Source organism: Paenibacillus sp. FSL F4-0236 (genome assembly GCF_038000135.1).
Classification (GTDB): Bacteria; Bacillota; Bacilli; order Paenibacillales; family Paenibacillaceae; genus Paenibacillus_AQ.
The window spans coordinates 5,634,931-5,654,183 of the sequence record NZ_JBBOBK010000001.1 but is presented as its reverse complement, the minus strand read 5'-3'; the positions used below and the strand labels follow the sequence as shown (position 1 = coordinate 5,654,183).

Genomic DNA, 19,253 nt, shown 5'->3' with positions numbered 1-19,253 from the left:
TCCACAGGAAAGAAATGAAGGCAAGAAAAACATGGGGGAGTGGAAAAGATGAAGAAAAAGATGAATAAAGGGCTTCTTGTAGGGTTTAGCTTGTTGCTGACGGCAGGGCTTACTGCTGCTTGCGGCAGCAATAACAACAACGGCAATAGTGCTAGTTCGGCAACAGACGCACCAGCAACAACCAATTCAGCGGAGGCCACAAATGCGGCTGAAGCAACAAAAACTCCATCTAAAGATCCAGTAGAACTACTGAACGTATCTTATGACCCTACTCGCGAATTGTACGAGAATTATAATAAAGCTTTTGCTGCCTATTGGGAGAAAGAAACAGGACAGAAGGTCACCATTAAACAATCCCACGGTGGATCGGGGAAACAAAGCCGTGCTGTACTTGATGGTCTGGAAGCGGATGTTGTGACCTTAGCACTTGGTTATGATATTGATGCCTTGCAGGAAAAGGGACTTATTAATGAAGGCTGGCAAAGTAAATTTGATCATAACAGTTCACCGTACACCTCGACGATCGTATTCTTAGTACGCAAAGGAAATCCAAAAGGAATCAAAGATTGGCCGGATTTGCTTAAGGAAGGCGTAGAAGTGATTACACCAAATCCGAAAACATCAGGTGGCGCACGTTGGAACTACTTGGCGGCGTGGGGTTACGCGCTAGACCACAACAATAACGACGAAGCTAAGGCTGAGGAATTTGTAAAAGAATTGTTCAAACATGTTCCGGTGCTAGATACGGGTGCGCGCGGTTCTACGACCACTTTTGTAGAGCGTGGAATTGGCGATGTGCTGATTGCATGGGAGAATGAAGCTTACCTTTCTGTAGAAGAGCTTGGTCCAGATAAATTCGATATCGTAAATCCATCTGAGAGCATTCTGGCTGAACCGCCGGTAGCAATAGTAGATAAGGTTGTGGATAAAAGAAATACGCGTGAAGTGTCCGAGGCTTACTTGAAGTATCTCTATACGGAGGAAGGACAAAAAATCGCGGCTGAGAACTACTACCGTCCAACGCTAGAAAGCGTGAAAGAACAATATAAAGATAAGTTCCCGGAAATAAAGCTCTTCACATTGGCTGATAAATTCGGAACCTGGAAAGAAACGCAAGAGAAGCATTTTAACGATGGCGGGATCTTTGACAAGATCTATGTGCCGGGTGCTAAATAACAGATTAATAAAACGAAAATTATATTTTTCTTTAAGAGATTTGTCCCTAGTAAGGGGCTGATCGGCTAACCTGCCGAAGGCGAGAAAGGATGAATAGGGGATGAATGTCACCGCAACGACTACAGCTGTATCGGCGACAACGCGGCGAAGGATACTACCCGGTTTTGGGATAACGATGGGGTACAGCGTACTTTACCTGAGTCTCGTGGTACTCTTGCCACTTTCAGCATTGTTGTTCAATTCTACTGGGCTGAGCTGGGCGAAATTCTGGGATGTAGCTACCGATCCGCGTGTATTGGCTTCGTATCGTGTCAGCCTGTCTACGGCAGCGGCTGCTGCTTTTGTGGATGCTATTCTAGGTCTCTTGCTGGCGTGGGTACTAGTGCGTTACGAATTTCCGGGCAAAAGAATATTTGATGCGCTGATCGATCTTCCGTTTGCTTTACCGACAGCTGTAGCTGGTGTCTCCTTGACGGCTCTTTATGCCACAAATGGCTGGATCGGGGCGTGGCTTGAGCCACTAGGATTAAAGGTGGCATTTACTCCGCTTGGCATTACCCTTGCCTTAATGTTCATCGGGATACCGTTCGTCGTGCGAACGGTACAGCCGGTGCTGGAGGATTTGGACCGAGATATGGAGGAAGCCTCGGCAACCCTCGGTGCAGGCCGCTGGAGAACCTTTCGTTCAGTAGTACTGCCTGAGCTGTTCCCGCCGTTGTTAACCGGCTTTGCTTTGGCATTTGCCCGTGGTATTGGTGAATTCGGCTCTGTCGTGTTCATCTCCGGCAATATGCCGATGAGAACGGAGATTGCTCCTTTGCTTATTATGTCCAAACTGGAGCAGTATGATTACGCTGGTGCTACTGCCGTTGCGTTGCTCCTGCTTCTCATTTCCTTCTTAATGCTGTTAGTCATTAATACGCTCCAGCGATGGGTGCGTAAGACTTCTCGGTAAGTCTTTCGGTGTTACTCTCTATATTGCAAGTATTTAATTTGGAAGTTTTGTTTTGCTGAGCGATTCTTAGCGAAGCTATACCCTAACAGGTAAATGACGACTTTATTTTACGAAGCATACTTGCTTCCGTAAAATGTAGAATCTTTAGGCGAATTGAGGAGTCGCAGAGTGAATTTGCTTTTAGAGGAGCGATAGCGATCTCGAAGTTTTGAACTCAGATAACTGGTAAGAAAGGAACGGAGAGGAATATTGGAACTGTAGAAGCGTTAGCGTTCGCCTTTATCCTCGGATTTCTACCGCGGACAGCGGTTCAAATCAGGAAATCTGAGGATAACAGCGATCGGAAGTCCAATATTCCTTGGAGTGACCCATTACCAGTAATCTTGTTTGAACGATTCCAGCCGCCCGATAACTCCCAAATTCACTCGAAGACATTTCATATTTCCCGTTGTTCGGCATTTTTCAGAAGCTAATCATGCTTTCGTAAAACCCTTTAAAGGAGGAATAACTTGTGGCAGGCACCATCCCACTCCAAGCCCCCCGGCTACAGAAGAATACGTCCTCGCCAGCGACAACGGAAACCAAGGCTGTAAAATGGGTGTTGATCGGAGCTGCTGGACTAGTCCTTTTTTGGCTGATTGCCTTGCCTTTGATTGTTGTGCTGACAGAGGCGCTGAAAAAGGGCTGGGACGTATATATAGCTGCTCTGACCGATCCAGATGCCCGTTCCGCTTTGCGGCTGACGTTGCTTGTTGCAGCGATCACTGTACCACTGAATACCTTTTTTGGTGTAGCGGCTGCATGGGCAGTAACCAAGTTTCGTTTTCGCGGTAAAGGGTTTCTCATTACCTTGATAGATCTCCCCTTTGCAGTATCGCCTGTCATCGGCGGTCTGATCTTTGTGCTCGTCTTCGGCGCCAACGGTTGGTTTGGCCCTTGGCTGAGCGCCCATGATATCAAGATCGTATTTGCGCTTCCAGGCATCGTGTTGGCCACGCTGTTTGTGACCTTTCCCTTTGTGGCGCGTGAGTTGATCCCACTGATGGAGGATCAAGGGACACAGGAGGAAGAGGCAGCGATTACCCTCGGAGCACATGGGTGGCAAATCTTTTTCAGAGTCACGCTTCCTAATATTAAATGGGGTTTATTGTACGGTATTATTTTGTGTAATGCGCGGGCCATGGGCGAGTTCGGCGCAGTTTCTGTGGTGTCCGGGCATATACGTGGGGAGACGAATACACTGCCGCTGCATGTTGAGATTTTGTACAATGAATATCAATTTTCAGCCTCTTTTGCAGTAGCTTCACTGCTCCTGTTGTTGGCTTTGGTGACGATGATTATTAAAAGCTGGTTATCACGAAAAAATGCCCATTGACAGTACTTTTGGTTCCGTGCTAAGTTAATTCATAGTATACGGGTTGGTAATAACGGAATTATGGAATTTAGGCGGATATAATCCTTTGGATGGGGAAAGGGAGGCTAGAGAATGGCTAAACCGCTGAAAGTGGATGATTTATGGCTTACGCGGATTGCAGGGCTTCTGGATGATATGGAATTTGGCTCCTTGCACATCGTAGTGCATGAAGGTCAGATTGTTCAGATGGAGCGTACGGAACGCAAACGTTTTGAGAATGGCAATGGCAACGCAAACGGGCGTTACATTAATGAGAGTGGAACCCGGCGGGCCGATTCCCAATCGGCAGGACGTTGATACAATCTCGGGCAATCATAAAGGTATATATAATATTTAAGAATAAACGCTAATAACCCACTCCTGAATAGGGGCGGGTTATTTTTCTGACGATTTAGGTGCTCTTATTAATAACGATTTGCCTGACGTGAAGAGGAAATCCCTTCAACGAGCAGTACGAGCGCAGTGATGCCATGCATGATCCAACCTAAGAGTGGAATAAACGCTAAAATCGAGGTGATAATGCCTAGAACATTCCCTACGATGGGTTTCCGCTCTCTTTGCAGGATTACAATGGCTACAGCGTGGAGTAAAAAGGCAACGGCAAGTGGGACCCAACCATTGGCTATAATAAAGAGACCGCCGAGGACAGGCAGAGCCAGAAAAGCCTCATACACACACGTTCCCCATTTAAACAGCTTTGCTACAGGAGACATTATGCCACCAACCTTTTTAGAATATTGTTATAAATACTATTCCACACAGTGAGTAATAGGATACAAGAATATAATACTTACCACTTTGGCGGATGTGTATGAATTTTGGGAATGGACGGCATTTTCATATTCATATATAGTGTGAGTTAGATATTTCCAAAAGAGTGTAAAGATATATGATCACCCAATAAGGATACGAATTTTACCATTGGGTGATTTTCAATTTATAAAGGAATCATCAAGGGGAGATCACATTGCTTAGAAAATCCTTTTTCACAAAACTACTTATCGCTTATCTGGTTATTATATTCGCTTACACTATGATTGCTGTCTGCCTTTCTTTTTTTAAGGACAGCCAAAACGTGCGATCGGAATTAAGCCAGAAGCAGCAGAATTTTCTCATGCAATCGCGCGACAAAATTGACACGAAACTCGGTGTTTCTTTCAATTTAATTACACAATTGAGATTAGATGATCATGTTGTTAAATTCGCTGAAAAAGATCGCGATTATTATGAGATCACGCAAGCCTCTTATGCACTGAAAAATCATATAGATGCATTCTCTGAATTCGGCTATAGCATCGATTTAATGAAGACTAACGACGATTTGGTTATTACGCCGCAAATTTCGTCGGATAGAAGACGCTATATGGAAGATATGGGAATCACTAATGAGGATTTGGCACAATTAGGTACAGACAGCACGAGTCCAAACATAACGGTATCGAGCAGCCAAAATACAACGTCGACGAACAATGAAAGCGCATCCATAAGAATCGTTAATCCGGAACGGGTAGGAATAGGGAACTCATTATTTTTTGTGGTCTCATTCTTTGAACAATTGCTGCTGCCACCCCTATCACCTGATGCGCAAGAAGCTTTTGCCATTATCGAAAATGGCCGATACGTAACGCTTAAATCAAGCTTTGACGATAAACGGGAAAAGCAATTGCTTGCCTATCCACTGGCACAACTGGATGAACAGGCAACCGTGGATTATAAGAAGCTATCCAATGATGAATTCGATTTCCATTTAATCCGCTCGAATACAATGCCGCAATGGTCGTATATGTATGTTACACAGAACTACTCTTTGGTGGACTCCTTTTCCCCCAATTTAAAAGGGACTGTACTTTTATTAGCCATTCTTATCTTTGTGGGACTTGCGTTCGCCTATACAGTTTCCAGGCGCATGTACCGGCCTGTGGGTCATCTCGTCGGATTGTTCAAGAGCTACGGTGAGCCTTCGGGAGCAGACGAATTCGCTTTCTTGAACGAGACAGCGACGAGTATAAGTAAAGCCAATGAACAGATGAAATCCGCGCTACATGAGCACGAGCTTTCGATGAGAGACAAGTTCCTGCGGGATTTGCTCCATGGACTCGTTCCACCTGACAGGGTGGATGACCTGCTAAATGCACATCAACTGCAAAGCCTTTCTAGCAACTTGAGCGTTTGTGTGATTTCATTCTCGAACGCTAAGGAATTGGAGGAGCAATATTCGAAAGATGCGATTCTTACGATAAAATCAAAGACTTCCTTGATTATTCATGAGCAGTTGAAGGTTCATTTCCCTTGTGAACTGCTTGATCATGATTTCACCAAATTTGTCTTCATAATCAGTGAATCCGATACGGAATCCATTCAGAAGAAGCTCATGAAAGCGATGGCTCAAATCGAGGACGCGCATGCATACGGATTGACTGCAGCTGTAGGCCAGCCTGTAATTTCTGCTGGGGAAATTGACCGCTCCTTTATCCAGGCACTTGATATTCTGAAGAGAAGATCGGCTGTGGACAAGACTTCCGTCATTACTTATAAACAACTCAGTCAAGTGCAGATGGTCAGCTATTATTATCCTATCGATACGGAACGCGAGCTGATCAGCTATGTGATTCGCGGCAAGCGGGAGAATGCTTTAAATACGCTAAACCGTCTGCTATCGGAAAATCTGGAGCAAAGGCAGTTAACCAGGCAGCAGCTCGACCAGTTCAGCCTGCTTGTGTTGGCTACGCTGAGCCGAATTATCCAGCAGTTGAATATGCCTTTTGAAGAGTTCGTTCAAGCTCATAAGGAATCTCTGGACATCGTACAGCACGGCGAATCGAAGGAGCTTATGGTTTCCGCCATTACTTCCTTGTTCGGCGCCATGATGGATACGATTGATCAGCAGAATGAAATGATGGATAACAGTATGGTAAAGCGGATGATTGAATATATTCATGACAACTACAATAGGGATTTATCGCTTAGCATGATAGCGGAGGAGTTTAACTTCTCTCCTGGTTATGTCAGTATCGCTTTCAAAAATCATTCCGGAGAAAATTTTAAAGATTACTTGAATTTTTATCGTGTGCAGCAAGCTAAAGAGATTATGCGTCAGCAGAAAGATATCAAAATTGGAGATTTAGCACTAATGGTCGGGTGCAATAATGCAAACACGTTTATTCGCATGTTCCGCAAGTATGAAGGGTTAGCTCCTGGCCAATACGCAAAGAAGCTTAACGAGAAGGAATGAGGCTTCAAGTAATGAGAACCGTCGAACATACAATAGCCGCCTAGCTTAATTGCCAGGCGGCTATTGTATGTTCGACGGGCGTTTCTCTATATAACGAGAAATTGTTGATACATAAAATAATGCACATTATGAACCCAGACATAAAGAGTTGCCGCTAGATGAAATAATGGCGATAGACAGCGCTTACATTCATTCCTATAGTTTAAATTGCAACGCTGACCTTTCAATTGGGAGCGCTCCTGAGGGGATCAGCTAAACATCGTTGCGAGAGGAGAAGAGAGTGCTGCTTAACTTTAAAGAAATAAAAACCAACCTGATCAGGGACCGTTATCTTTATCTACTCCTGATACCGTTTCTGGCTTGGTATATCATCTTTGCGTATAAGCCGATGTACGGCCTGCAAATCGCCTTTAAGGATTTCAGTGTATATAAAGGAATTGAAGCGAGTCCCTGGGTTGGATTTGAACACTTCGAGACCTTTTTTAAAAGTCCATATTTCTGGCGGCTATTAAAAAACACAGTATTGCTCAGTTTGTATCAATTGCTGTTTGCGTTCCCTGTGCCGATTATCCTCGCTTTGTTATTTAACGAATTGAAGAATGGGGTATTCAAAGCAACGGTGCAGACCTTCACGTATTTGCCCCATTTTATTTCGGTCGTTGTCGTAGCTGGGATCGTTACTAACTTTTTGGCTCCTAGCAACGGCATTATCAATATCCTGATCGAAATGATGGGTGGAGAAAAGCAATACTTTCTGACCAATCCCGATTATTTCCGTACGATTTTTATCGGGTCCATGGATATTTGGAAGGAAGCGGGATTTGGTACCATCATCTATATAGCTGCATTGTCCGGTGTCAATCCGGCTTTGTATGAGGCAGCGGTTATCGATGGAGCTAATAAATGGAAGCAAATGTGGCATATCACGCTTCCTGCCATCATTCCGACGATCGCAATCATGCTTGTCATGAAGGTGGGCTCCATGTTGGAAGTAGGCTATGAGGCGATCATTCTTCTATATCAGCCAGCCACCTATGAGACGGCCGACGTTATTAACACCTACGTGTACCGGTCCGGTTTACAGGATGCACGTTACGACCTGGCGACAGCGGTGGGACTGTTCAATGCCGTCGTTGGATTTATTCTAGTCGTATTTGCCAACAAGATGAGCAAGAAGTTAACAGAGACTGGATTATGGTAGGTGATGGAAGATGAAAAAAACCAGAGGCGAAAAGCTGTTCTATATCTTTAACTGTGTATTTCTTGGAATAATCGCTTTGTTTGCATTATATCCGTTTGTCTATGTCTTATCCGCATCCATCAGCTCCTCTGATGCGGTCGTTACCGGCAAGGTGATCTTGCTGCCGCGCGATATTAACTTTGACTCCTATGCAAAGGTATTATCGGAAAAGGGGATTTGGATTGCCTATTTTAACACGTTTTATTACACGATATTCGGCGTAATCGTCAATTTAATTCTCACCATTTGCGGCGCCTATGCCCTGTCCAAGAAACGGGTTATGGGGCGTACGGCCATCAGCTTCTTTATCGCGCTGACAATGTGGTTCCAACCGGGCATGATTCCGATGTATCTCAATTTTAGAGATTTGAACATGCTTGACAACAGGTTTACGATCATTATCGGTTTCGCGATTACGACCTTCTATGTCTTCCTCATGAGAACGTTCTTCCAGAGTATTCCGGAGGAACTCGAGGAAGCGGCAAAGGTTGACGGAGCAAATGATCTGACGATTTTATGGAAGGTGTATCTGCCGCTGTCCAAAGCCTCTCTTGTAACGATCGGATTATTCTATGCGGTGCACCGCTGGAACGGCTATTTCTGGACGATGATCCTACTGAGCGACGAGAGTAAGGTACCGCTACAAGTCTTGCTAAAGAAACTCATCGTAGAAATGAACGTGAGCGACGAAATGGGGAATATGGCGGTATATTCTAAGGAAACGATCATTTATGCAACTATTATCGTCTCCATTATACCGATTGTTGCAGCTTATCCCTTCATTCAGAAATATTTCGTCAAAGGCGCCATGATCGGTTCCGTCAAAGGCTAATGGCTACTTCAATCCTTTTACTATGAAATCAAGAAACCAATATTGGGAGGTCATGAATATGGGTAACAAAAAATGGATGAAATCATCTGCAATAATCATGATGTCAGTCGGTATGCTGCTGGCAGGCTGTAGTAACAATAACGCTCCGCAAAATAGTGGAAGTTCAGCGAATGATTCAAAAGGGTCGGATACAGAACAACTATCCGGGAACTTAATCTCTAAAGAGCCGGTTGAACTGACGCTCCATATGCACTACTCAGATAAGTTTATATTCGACGATAACTGGCCCGTCTTCAAAGAAGCGGAAGCCATGACCAATATTAAGCTAAAGGGTACTGCATCTAAGGCCTCGACGAATAGTAAAGAACTGTTCAATACAATGATGGCTTCCGGAAAAATTCCGGATCTGGTCCATCATCAAATTAAGGAGCAGTACGACAGCCTTGGGATTGAAGGGGCCTTTCTTCAGCTAGATGACCTGATTGAAAAATATGCCCCGAACATTAAAAAGTTCTTTTCCGAACATCCAGATGCAGCTAAATATATGAAAGCCTATAACGGCAAAACGTATTTCCTTAACTTTACGCCAGATGGACCGGCTGCAAGGGGCTGGTTTGTACGTCAGGATTGGCTGGATAAATTGGGACTAGAGCAGCCGAAAACTGTAGATGAGCTGTATGCGCTCTTGAAAGCCTTCAAAGAAAAAGATCCGAACGGTAATGGAGTAAACGATGAAATCCCATACTTCAGCCGATCCAAGCTGGATGGAATTTACGATCTACTGATTCAGTGGGGCGTGCAAGGCGGGGCCGATGCGGCCAAACGCGGATTTTACGCGGATAACGGTGTCGTCAAGTACGGCATGTATGAGCCGGGTTATAAGACTGCCATCGAAAATATTGCGAAGTGGTATAAGGAAGGCTTAATCGATAAAGAAATTTTCACCCGCGGAGAGAAGGCGCGTAACATTTTGCTCGGAGACAATGTCGGCGGCATGACGCACGACTGGTTCGCCAGCACAGCTAACTTCAATGACATTCTTGCGACTGAGATTCCAGGCTTCTCTTTTGTTCCGATGACGCCTCCAGCGAACACTGAAGGCAAAGTAATCGAAGAAAGTTCTCGCAAGGGGACGCATGCAAGCGGATGGGGAATCTCGGCGACTACCAAGCATCCCGTAGAAGCGATCAAATATATGGATTTCTGGTTTTCCGAAGAGGGTCGGAGACTGATGAACTTTGGCATCGAAGGTAAGGACTACGACCTCGTGGACGGCAAACCGAAGTTTAAAGATTCATTATTGAAAAATAAAGAAAAGACAGTCATTCAACAGCTTCAGGAAGAGGGAGCCCAGATCGAGCTCGCCTTCCATCAAGACTACGCTTACGAAGAACAATGGACAAACGCAACTGCGTTGAAAGGCATCAAGGAATACATTGACAATGGCTATATTATGAAGGCTTATCCGCCGATTTCTTATACAGATGATGAACGGACCAAATTTGAGGAGTTAAATGCGGGCGTACTGACTTATGTGGAGGAAAAGCTGCAGCGTTGGGTGCTCGGCGTGGAACCAGTAAACGATGAGACATTTAGCAAGTATATTAAAGAGCTGGAAAGCTTGGGCATCAAGGATTTGCTTGCTCTGGAGCAAGGTGCATACGACCGTTACATGAAATAGCTGGAATCGCTCCTTCCGGAGTCTTGATGATTTCGGAGGGGGCATTTCGAATTCAAAATAACATAATGGAGATGAATAAATGAATCTGCAATCATTGCTGAAAGAGCCGATGACTACGACGGAGCTGTTAGCTAACTTGCGCTCACGGCTTGAGCCGATGGACGAGAAAGCCGCCTATATCGCAGCACATATGCCTGATCACGTGCGCGAGACGATTGCGAATGCCGAATTCGCCTATCAAGGAATGATCATGCTTCCTGGTACAGGGGGAGTCAGAGAGTTTGTCGGGAATCCGCCTAGCTGGCTAGAGCGCAGACATAATGACAATGAATATTTATGGCAGCTGAATCGCATGACGCATTGGCAGGATTTACTGGAAGCCTACTCGCTCACCAAGGACGCGAAATACGGACTCAAGGTCATCGATGAAATGCTGGACTGGATCGAAACGGTCACTATTCCTGAGGACTTACTGGCTAAGCCGATTGGCTATTTTACGGAATGCCATCCGCTGAGGGTTTTGGAGATTGGTATCCGGGGCTACAAAATTTGGCCGCTTGTTCTGGAGCATCTAGGCCCTTCGGAGTTGTTCACGGAAGAAATTTTGGAGAAGTATTTAACAGTCATTTACAAGCAAGTAAAAGCTTTGCGTAACGTGTCTCCTCAGCTGTGGCCTAAAGCGGATCATAACCATTATTTAATGGAATGTTTGGGCCTTCTGACGACTGCTCTTTACTTTCCCGAGCTGAAAGAAGCCGAGGAATGGAAGGCTTTTGCGATAGAGGGCATCGAAAAGTGCAGCATGGCGCAACTGACAGAGGATGGCGGTCAAATTGAAGGCTGTCCATCGTATCATAATGGCTGCATGTTCTGGTTCGGGCTGGCTGTCGTTCTGGCTAAACGTTTCGATTTTGAGTTCTCTGCGGAGTACATGGGACGGTTCAGAAAGAATTTGGATTACTCGATCTACTCGTTAAGACCAACCGGGAAATGTGTACCTGTCGGAGACTCTTTTGCAAATCCGCTTGCGGTAATGTCTGGCGTTTATGGGTATTATGCCTTGAATGATAGCTCCTGGCTAGGGCTTGCAACGAATTTGATTGATGTACACGAAGTTGTAAGGGAAGCTAGTAAGCATGTATGGAGAGCGCTCGATGTCCGCCAATTTGTGGAGGAGCTGTATTCCTTGCAGGATAGAGAGTTTGTATTGGATAAGCCCACGACATTCTGGAATCGTACATTGGATCAAGCAATTATCCGCAGTGGCTGGGATTCGAAGGCTCTCAGTTTTTTGTTTACATGTAAAAGCCCGATTCAGAATGCCCATGCCCATATCGATCTGATGAGCTTTGATTTTACGGCGCTCGGAAAAGACATGATTTGCGATCCCGGATTTTTTTGTTATCGGAATGATGAGGACCGTAAGCAGTTTAAGAGCTCGAATTATCACTCTACGCTGCTGATCGATGAGCGAGATCATTTCGAGTATATTAATTCCTTTACATTTGGGCCACAAAAGCCTGGTGGAATCTACAATGTAGAGGATAGAGGCTTCTACCAGCTCGCCAGCGCCAGCCATACAAACTATGATCCGGTTGTCCATCATCGGCATATTTCACTAGTCGATAATCGGTTCATTGTTATTGCAGATCGGGTAGAAGGACTAAATGATCGTAGCGTTCAGCGTTATTTCCATCTGGATTTTGTCGAGGTGAAAGAGAGCCTAGGCGGCGTGATTGGGACTAGCGATATTGCAAATCTGGCGATTGCGACAAGCCATACGGGGAAATTGGATCTTCTGGAGGGAAGGCTGTCCGATGAGACCGATATCTCAAGGCCTTCGACAAGGGTCCGCTTTCAGGATAGGTACAGCGGTACTATGACTTTCTTGACCGTGCTTATTCCTTTTCAAGGGGGGCAACAGCCTGCCGTTCAGATTATTGAAGAAGAGGAAGGTGTATTTAGCTTCGAGATTGGAGATCAGTACTTGGTTTCGATAAACGAAAGAGATATGCACATAAGCAAACGGGCTTGAAAAGGGGTGACCCTTAGAAAGTTAAAAAATAGGAGTGAGCAGATTGTTGAACCTTCAGGCTGATGATCAAATTTGGGTAGATAATGTCATAGCTAAACTAACGGACAAAATGGACGTCGTATGTGAACGATCAAGAAACAAAATTCCATACACGACAAGAAATGGCACGCACGATAATCAGATCGAAAAAGATATCAACTGGTGGACGAATGGATTTTGGGGCGGTATGATGTGGCTCATGTACCATGAAACCGGCGCTCAGAAGTACAAGGAAATCGCCAATTTTACGGAGGATGCATTGGATGCCTGCTTCCATCAATTCTACGGTCTGCATCATGATGTCGGATTTATGTGGTTGCCTACGAGCTTGGCCAATTATAAAGTTACCGGAAATCCGGAATCTCGTAAGAGGGCAATGCACGCCGCCAACTTACTTGCTGGACGATTTAATCTGGCAGGCGGATTTATCCGCGCTTGGAACGATGATACGGCCAGCGAAGATACAAGAGGGTGGGCGATCGTGGACTGCATGATGAATCTACCGCTTCTCTATTGGGCGAGCGAAGAGACTAAAGATCCGCGATATGCGCAAATCGCAATGAGGCATGCGGACACCGCTCTAGAAGCTTTTATCAGGCCGGACGGGTCCGTGAATCATATCGTGGAGTTTGATCCGTTCCATGGAGGCGTGGTCCGAACTTACGGCGGCCAAGGCTACGAGGATGGCTCGTCCTGGACACGTGGGCAGACCTGGGCTTTATACGGCTTTATGATCAGTTATACGCATACGGGAAAGCCGGAGTATTTGCAGGCAGCCAAACGGGTGGCGCATTATTTTATGGCTAATATTCCGGATAACGGGGTTATTCCAATCGATTTCCGGCAACCGAAGGAGCCCGCTTACGAAGACTCCACGGCAGCGGTGATCGCAGCTTGCGGACTGATCGAGATCGCCCAAGTTGTTGGCGAGCACGAAAAGGAGGTCTACCTGAACGCCGCGCTGAAGCTCGTGAAAAAAGTGGACGCTACTCGCTGCGACTGGACGACCGATTCCGATCATCTTTTAATGGGCGGTTCAGCAGCGTATCATCATAAAGACATTCATGTTTCAATCATTTATGGCGATTATTATTTTATGGAAGCTATTTTTAAGTTAAAGGGGAACGACTTGTTCTTGTGGTAGTAAAACGATATACCAGATCAGTTAACCAGAATATTGGGAGTAATCGCCTTTTTAATAAGAAGATAACACTTCATAATAATGAAAATTATTGATAAAAAAAGCCGCCTAGCCTATGTGCCAGGCGGCTATTGTATATTCGACGGAGGCAAGTCTTGCCTGTGCACCATTGAGTCGTATATAGTTGGAACAGCAATGCTGGACGGCGCTAATTCTATTTTATTGTAGGATGCTAGGAGGAGAAAGGTATGGGGACAACAGGAAAGCTGGATATACGTCATGAATGTCCTTCAGGGGAACAGTATTTAGCACTGAGAAAAGAGGCCGGTCTGAGTGCAATGAGTGAAGAAGGGGCTGCGATAGGGCTGCCTCGTTCTATTTTTGCAGTAACCTTGTATGAGGAAGATACCTTGGTCGGGATGGGCAGGGTGATTGGCGATGGGGGATGCTTTTTTCAGGTTACGGATATCGCAGTGAAGCCTTCTTATCAGGGTCGCGGTTTAGGAAAATTGATCATGGGGGAAATCAGGGATTTTCTTCATACTGTACCGGACAAGGCTTATGTCAGTCTAATCGCGGATGGGGAAGCCTCTAAATTGTATGCACAATATGGCTTTGAATCGGTCATGCCACGTTCTCAGGGAATGTTTTTACGTCCTTAATGTGAGGACATGCTACTTAGTAGAGAGTGCCCCTTGTATTGGTGAAGGGGTTTTTCGTTTGGAAGTTAACGGATGCGATTTGATTTCAAATGGACCGCAGGGGATAAATAATGATTAAAGGTTGTAAGGGAAAGGCTATTGAGACGAGTATTGAAAAATATAAATAAGCAGGAAGGCCGCACGCTGGCCTTACCCCGAAAAAGTGAGGAAAAAACAGATGGATGTTGTAGTATTGGGTGCATCAGGAACGATTGGAAAGGCGATTGTACAGGAGGCTTTAAAAAGAAAACATGAGGTAACAGCTGCGGTACGGACTCCAGAATCAGTAACCCTTGAACATGAACGTCTGCACATCACGACTGTAGATGTTCTAGATCCTGCTTCAGTCGCAGCTGCAGTCCGTGGACATGAAGAGGTAATCAGTGCATACGGTCCAGCACTCGGCCAAGAGAAGGATTTGATAACAGCAGCTAAGGCAATTGTAGAGGGAATGCAAGAAGCTGGGCTAAATCGACTGTTAGTTGTGGGTGGTGCAGGGAGTTTGAAGACTGAATCAGGAGAGCTGTTGATGGATACGGCAGATTTTCCTGCACAGATTAGACCACTGGCAGAGGCACATGCGGAAGCTTATGAAATTTACAAAAACACAGAACTGGATTATACGTATGCCAGTCCTGCTGCGGTAGTTCATTCCGGTCGACGTACAGGTCAATTTCGCATTGGACTCGACCGTCTCGTTTTTGATGAGAACGGCGAAAGTATTATCAGTGTTGAGGATTTTGCTGTAGCTATGGTGGACGAGCTGGAGGAAGGGAATTTTAGCCGGACGAGATTTACTGTAGCATATTGATATCAAGCTAGTTGTGGATTGAAGTGTAGCGGAAAGGGGCCGAACCATGTATCTGGTAACTGCTGAGCAAATGCGGCGGCTGGACGGAGAAACAATCCAGCGGCTGGGGATTCCAGCTATTGCGCTGATGGAGAATGCGGGAAGAGTGATCGCAGAGGAGATCGTTGCGCTGTGCCGGCGGAGAGGTGGAGAGGGCTGCAGAAATGCAGCCGGATGGGAAGACGCTGGGAAGGATGCATTTCAGGTCAGCGCAGATCATGCGCTGACCTTGGACAATGCCGCCACCGAGCGATGGTTCATCCTCGTCGGCAAAGGCAACAACGGCGGCGATGGCCTCGCCGCCGCACGGTATCTTCGCGAGACCGGCATCGCCGTCACGCTCGTTTATGCGGTGCCGCCGGAGTCGCTCTCCGGCGAGGCCGCCCTGCAGCGCGATGCGGCTGCAGCTATGGGCCTTCCTGCCGTGGTATACGGCAGGGATCGGCTGGACCTTGCCGAGTGCAGCGGCATCTTGGATGCGCTGCTCGGCACCGGCGCCGCGGGAGCCCCTCGCGGTGCCTATGCGGAGCTGATTGCCGCAGCGAATAGCAGCGGCAAAGTGATCGTGTCCGCGGACATCCCGAGTGGTCTGAACGCGGACACCGGTGAGACGCATGAGCCTTGCATTCATGCGTCGGTGACGGTTTGCCTCGCGTTTCTCAAGCGAGGCCTCCTGCAATACCCCGGTGCAGGCGCAGCGGGGCATGTGAAGGTCCGGGCCATCGGCATTCCGTCTTCTTTGGCCCCTGAAAGCGGTGTGCAGGTTCACTTGCTGACACCGGAAGTGCTGCATGCCCATCTGGGCGTAGATCTGGCCCGCCGGCGTTCGCCTGAAGGCCATAAGGGTACTTATGGGCATGTCCTTCTTGCAGCCGGCACCTTAAGAATGAGCGGCGCCGGACTGCTCTCTGCCCGTGCTGCACTCCGGGCAGGCTGCGGATTAGTGACATGGGCGCTTCCTCAGAAGCTGCTGCCCTGTATCATCGGTTCTGCCCCTGAACTCATGTTAGCCGATGTTGGGGGCAATGAAGATGGAACCTGGCAAGCAGGGAGCGTTTCAGAGCTACTGAAGCTAAGTAAAGAACGAGATGTTCTTGCCATTGGTCCCGGACTTGGTCGATTCGAGGCTGATACAGAATGGCTTCGCAATCTCTGGGAAGGGACGGATTGTCCTCTGGTGATCGATGCGGATGCTTTAAATATATTAGCTGACGCTGATTACAAGAGCTGGGCAAGTAGACGCCATCCGGTGATTCTGACGCCTCATCCAGGTGAGATGGCCCGTCTTGCTAGTATAACAACAGCTGAGGTACAACGGGACCGCATCAGTCTGGCTATGGGATATGCGAAAGAGCATAAGGTTACGCTTGTATTAAAAGGAGCACATACGGTTATAGCAACGCCTGAAGGGCAAGCTTATGTAAACACCACAGGCCATCCCGGCATGGGTACTGGTGGAGCCGGTGATGTGCTAACGGGCATCATTTCCAGCCTGCTGGCTCAGGGACTGAATGAGGCGCAGTCAGCAGCTTTTGGTGTATATCTACACGGATTAGCAGGGGAGAGAGCCGCCCGTCAGCGGAATAATCCAGCGGCTATCATTGCCGGTGATATCATAGAAGCACTCTGAGTGCAGCTTATAGCAGCAGCAAGCAGAGCAGCGGAAGAAATAGTGCAAACACAGGCAGTAACAGAGGGGAACGCTCTACACCCAGTTGCGTCACTCGTAGCAGCAACAGTCCCAAAATTCCAGCCAAGCCCCACAGCAGTAGCTCTGCACCTTGTTCTGCTGCCAGCCATAGACCTGCACCGAAACCTGCGGCTACGTATACAACAAGGGAAACGATGTGGGAAGTGGAACGCAGGAGGCGCAGCAGAACATCGGCTACTAGTGCGGCTGGTAGTCCATAAGCGTAAATCGCATAGGGGATCGAAAGTGGCCAACCCTCTGGTATGCCGTTATGTTGTGGAAACCCAAGCATAAGTAAAGAGATAAGGACGTACGTTAGCCCTGCGCAGGCTAATTTTGTTAAGGCATACATTCCGCTTGTTAAACGGACTGAAGGAATATCATAATCGGGCATCTTATTCATAGGTATACATTCCTCTCGTGGTGTGTTGTGTATCAGCTGGTGACCATATCTCCACCGTTGACATGTATACATGTCCCGGTAACATATGAAGAATCAGGGCCCGCTAAAAATAGATATGCTCCTGCTAGCTCATAAGGCTGTGCAGCACGTTTAAAGGGTGTATCTGTACCAAAGATACTAACTTCCTCTGCAGAGTAGCTTGAGGGAATCAGTGGGGTCCATACCGGACCGGGAGCTACACTGTTGACTCGGACGCCAGCGTCTACGAGAGATAAGGCTAAAGAGCGGGTAAAAGAGACCACCGCCCCTTTGGTGGAGGAATAATCTATGAGCTCTTTATTTCCTTGATAGGCAGTAATGGAAGCGGTATTAATGATGGATGCACCTTTTTTAAGATGTGGAAGTGCGGCCTGAGTGAGGTAAAAGAATGAAAAGATATTCGTCTGGAACGTCTGGTACAATTGCTCTTCTGTTATATCCAAAATACTTTTTTGTGGATATTGGACCCCGTGATTATTGACCAGAATGTTCAGCTTGCCGAAGGTGCGGATCGTATGCTCCACAGCCCTGAAGCAATTCTCCTTATGGCGTAAATCAACTTCAATCCTTAAACAGCGTTGCCCTAATTCTTCGATCCGCTTTTGAGTGACTTCCGCATCTGAGGCTTCGTATAAATAAGCTATAGCAATGTCTGCACCTTCTTTTGCAAAAGCAATGGCTGCGGCTTTACCAATCCCGCTGTCGCCTCCGGTGATGAGTGCAACCTTTCCCTTCAGTTTTCCACTGCCGATAATTTCCGGGTTTTCACTGATGGGACGAGGATTCATCAGACTCTCCAGGCCCGGTTGACGATCTTGATGCTGTGGAGGAAAAGCAATAGGCTGTTCTTTACATACTGTCCGCTCCCCATAATAGGGGTAGATGGGATTCATTTTTTTGAAATAACCTCCTTGCGTTCTACCTTCCGTATATTTCTATGCATGCGCCCAGAAAAGCGTGCGCTGTCATCAATACATACATATGCGTTTATAAACCCGAGTCGGAGGAGGCGCTTGTCCAAAATGAATGATTGGCGAAATATCGATGATTTGATTCATGGAACCGCGGTTCAGAAAGAGGTCTATAACCTTCTTTTAGGGCTCGATATTATGAATTTGCTAAAGGACTATAACCCTTTGTTGGTTGGGACAATACCGCTTGGAATTCAAGTGGAGGGCAGCGATTTGGATATCATATGTGAGGTTCATGATCCTGCGGATTTTAAGGCGCTAGTTGTTCGATATTTTGGAGCCATGGAGGGGTTTGTTAGCGAATCACGAGTGGTTCAAGGGATTCCTCGAACGAAAATTAACTTTATGGTAAAGGGCTGGCCTATCGAACTGTTTGGACAGCCGAGGCGAACGGAGCTCCAGAATGGTTATTTGCATATGATCGTTGAAGCTGAAATTTTAGCTCAGATGGATGATGATTTTCGCGAACGGATCATTCTTTTAAAATCAAGCGGATGGAAGACAGAGCCTGCCTTTGCGAAAGCTATGGGATTAGAGGGCGATCCTTACGAAGCGCTGCTGGAGCTGGAAAAGCTTCCTCGGAGCGCTCTTCATGCTTTATGCCATTCTGTTCAAGCGAGGGAACAAGTATGATCTTGTCTTGAGAATCTCCGCGCAGCCGGTATTGCCAAGTGCCACCTGATGGTTATTGAAACCAATGAACATGGAAGAGGGTTCTGGGAAGGGATGGGCTGGCAGTATAGAGGTGGAATTATGCTGTGCTCCCAGGATATCTTGTGATACTCAAGACATGAAATAGAAATACTAGCCTTTGAATACGCAAAGTCAGGCATTTGGATATCACAGCAAATGTC

The 19,253-nt window shown here is 46.6% G+C and carries 17 protein-coding genes; 14 read left to right on the top strand and 3 right to left on the bottom strand.

The genetic code is table 11. From position 1 onward, the window contains the following. Nucleotides 1–48 precede the first annotated feature (48 nt). The 4 genes from NSQ29_RS25230 to NSQ29_RS25215 all read left to right on the top strand — a co-directional run bounded on the left by NSQ29_RS25230 (nucleotide 49) and on the right by NSQ29_RS25215 (nucleotide 3,842). Nucleotides 49–1,176 (top strand): sulfate ABC transporter substrate-binding protein, encoded by a 1,128-nt coding sequence (locus tag NSQ29_RS25230; protein ID WP_042184400.1) that lies wholly within the window; start codon nucleotides 49–51, stop codon nucleotides 1,174–1,176. Nucleotides 1,177–1,276: 100 nt separating this feature from the next. Continuing rightward, on the top strand, nucleotides 1,277–2,131 hold the full coding sequence (gene cysT / locus NSQ29_RS25225) for a sulfate ABC transporter permease subunit CysT (RefSeq protein WP_042184402.1): 855 nt from the start codon (nucleotides 1,277–1,279) through the stop codon (nucleotides 2,129–2,131). Nucleotides 2,132–2,642: 511 nt separating this feature from the next. Further along, the gene (gene cysW / locus NSQ29_RS25220) at nucleotides 2,643–3,506 is read left to right on the top strand and encodes a sulfate ABC transporter permease subunit CysW (RefSeq protein WP_042184404.1); all 864 of its coding nucleotides are present in this window, start codon (nucleotides 2,643–2,645) and stop codon (nucleotides 3,504–3,506) included. A gap of 111 nt (nucleotides 3,507–3,617) precedes the next feature. Next, nucleotides 3,618–3,842, top strand: coding sequence for a YezD family protein (locus tag NSQ29_RS25215; protein WP_042184406.1), 225 nt, complete (start codon nucleotides 3,618–3,620; stop codon nucleotides 3,840–3,842). Between the two features lie 107 nt (nucleotides 3,843–3,949). Here NSQ29_RS25215 and NSQ29_RS25210 read toward each other — a convergent pair whose 3' ends face one another. Next, nucleotides 3,950–4,258, bottom strand: coding sequence for a hypothetical protein (locus tag NSQ29_RS25210; protein ID WP_076285185.1), 309 nt, complete (start codon nucleotides 4,256–4,258; stop codon nucleotides 3,950–3,952). A gap of 254 nt (nucleotides 4,259–4,512) precedes the next feature. Here NSQ29_RS25210 and NSQ29_RS25205 point away from each other — a divergent pair, with 254 nt between their 5' ends. The 9 genes from NSQ29_RS25205 (at nucleotide 4,513) to NSQ29_RS25165 (ending at nucleotide 16,926) form a co-directional block, all read left to right on the top strand. After that, a complete protein-coding gene (locus tag NSQ29_RS25205; RefSeq protein ID WP_341126373.1) occupies nucleotides 4,513–6,777 on the top strand; it encodes a helix-turn-helix domain-containing protein in 2,265 nt (754 codons plus the stop codon). A gap of 280 nt (nucleotides 6,778–7,057) precedes the next feature. Next, a complete protein-coding gene (locus NSQ29_RS25200; protein WP_231573375.1) occupies nucleotides 7,058–7,978 on the top strand; it encodes an ABC transporter permease in 921 nt (306 codons plus the stop codon). Between the two features lie 10 nt (nucleotides 7,979–7,988). After that, nucleotides 7,989–8,849 (top strand): carbohydrate ABC transporter permease, encoded by an 861-nt coding sequence (locus NSQ29_RS25195; protein ID WP_341126372.1) that lies wholly within the window; start codon nucleotides 7,989–7,991, stop codon nucleotides 8,847–8,849. A gap of 58 nt (nucleotides 8,850–8,907) precedes the next feature. Continuing rightward, a complete protein-coding gene (locus tag NSQ29_RS25190) occupies nucleotides 8,908–10,530 on the top strand; it encodes an extracellular solute-binding protein (protein WP_341126371.1) in 1,623 nt (540 codons plus the stop codon). A gap of 79 nt (nucleotides 10,531–10,609) precedes the next feature. Beyond that, nucleotides 10,610–12,565: an alginate lyase family protein gene (locus NSQ29_RS25185; RefSeq protein WP_340973888.1), complete on the top strand. Its 1,956-nt coding sequence runs from the start codon at nucleotides 10,610–10,612 to the stop codon at nucleotides 12,563–12,565. Between the two features lie 43 nt (nucleotides 12,566–12,608). Then, complete coding sequence (locus NSQ29_RS25180; RefSeq protein WP_379424940.1) at nucleotides 12,609–13,748, top strand: glycoside hydrolase family 88 protein; 1,140 nt, start codon at nucleotides 12,609–12,611, stop codon at nucleotides 13,746–13,748. A 245-nt stretch (nucleotides 13,749–13,993) separates the two neighbouring features. Then, complete coding sequence (locus NSQ29_RS25175) at nucleotides 13,994–14,407, top strand: GNAT family N-acetyltransferase (RefSeq protein ID WP_341126370.1); 414 nt, start codon at nucleotides 13,994–13,996, stop codon at nucleotides 14,405–14,407. Nucleotides 14,408–14,624: 217 nt separating this feature from the next. Then, the gene (locus tag NSQ29_RS25170) at nucleotides 14,625–15,257 is read left to right on the top strand and encodes an NAD(P)-dependent oxidoreductase (protein ID WP_076300111.1); all 633 of its coding nucleotides are present in this window, start codon (nucleotides 14,625–14,627) and stop codon (nucleotides 15,255–15,257) included. A gap of 46 nt (nucleotides 15,258–15,303) precedes the next feature. Further along, on the top strand, nucleotides 15,304–16,926 hold the full coding sequence (locus NSQ29_RS25165; protein WP_341126369.1) for an NAD(P)H-hydrate dehydratase: 1,623 nt from the start codon (nucleotides 15,304–15,306) through the stop codon (nucleotides 16,924–16,926). A gap of 7 nt (nucleotides 16,927–16,933) precedes the next feature. Here NSQ29_RS25165 and NSQ29_RS25160 read toward each other — a convergent pair whose 3' ends face one another. Then, nucleotides 16,934–17,389, bottom strand: coding sequence for a hypothetical protein (locus NSQ29_RS25160; protein ID WP_094874201.1), 456 nt, complete (start codon nucleotides 17,387–17,389; stop codon nucleotides 16,934–16,936). 32 nt (nucleotides 17,390–17,421) lie between these two features. Beyond that, nucleotides 17,422–18,321: an SDR family oxidoreductase gene (locus NSQ29_RS25155; protein ID WP_341126368.1), complete on the bottom strand. Its 900-nt coding sequence runs from the start codon at nucleotides 18,319–18,321 to the stop codon at nucleotides 17,422–17,424. A gap of 129 nt (nucleotides 18,322–18,450) precedes the next feature. Between NSQ29_RS25155 and NSQ29_RS25150 the strand changes: the two genes are divergently transcribed. Beyond that, nucleotides 18,451–19,032 (top strand): DUF4269 domain-containing protein, encoded by a 582-nt coding sequence (locus tag NSQ29_RS25150; RefSeq protein ID WP_076285195.1) that lies wholly within the window; start codon nucleotides 18,451–18,453, stop codon nucleotides 19,030–19,032. Nucleotides 19,033–19,253: the final 221 nt, after the last annotated feature.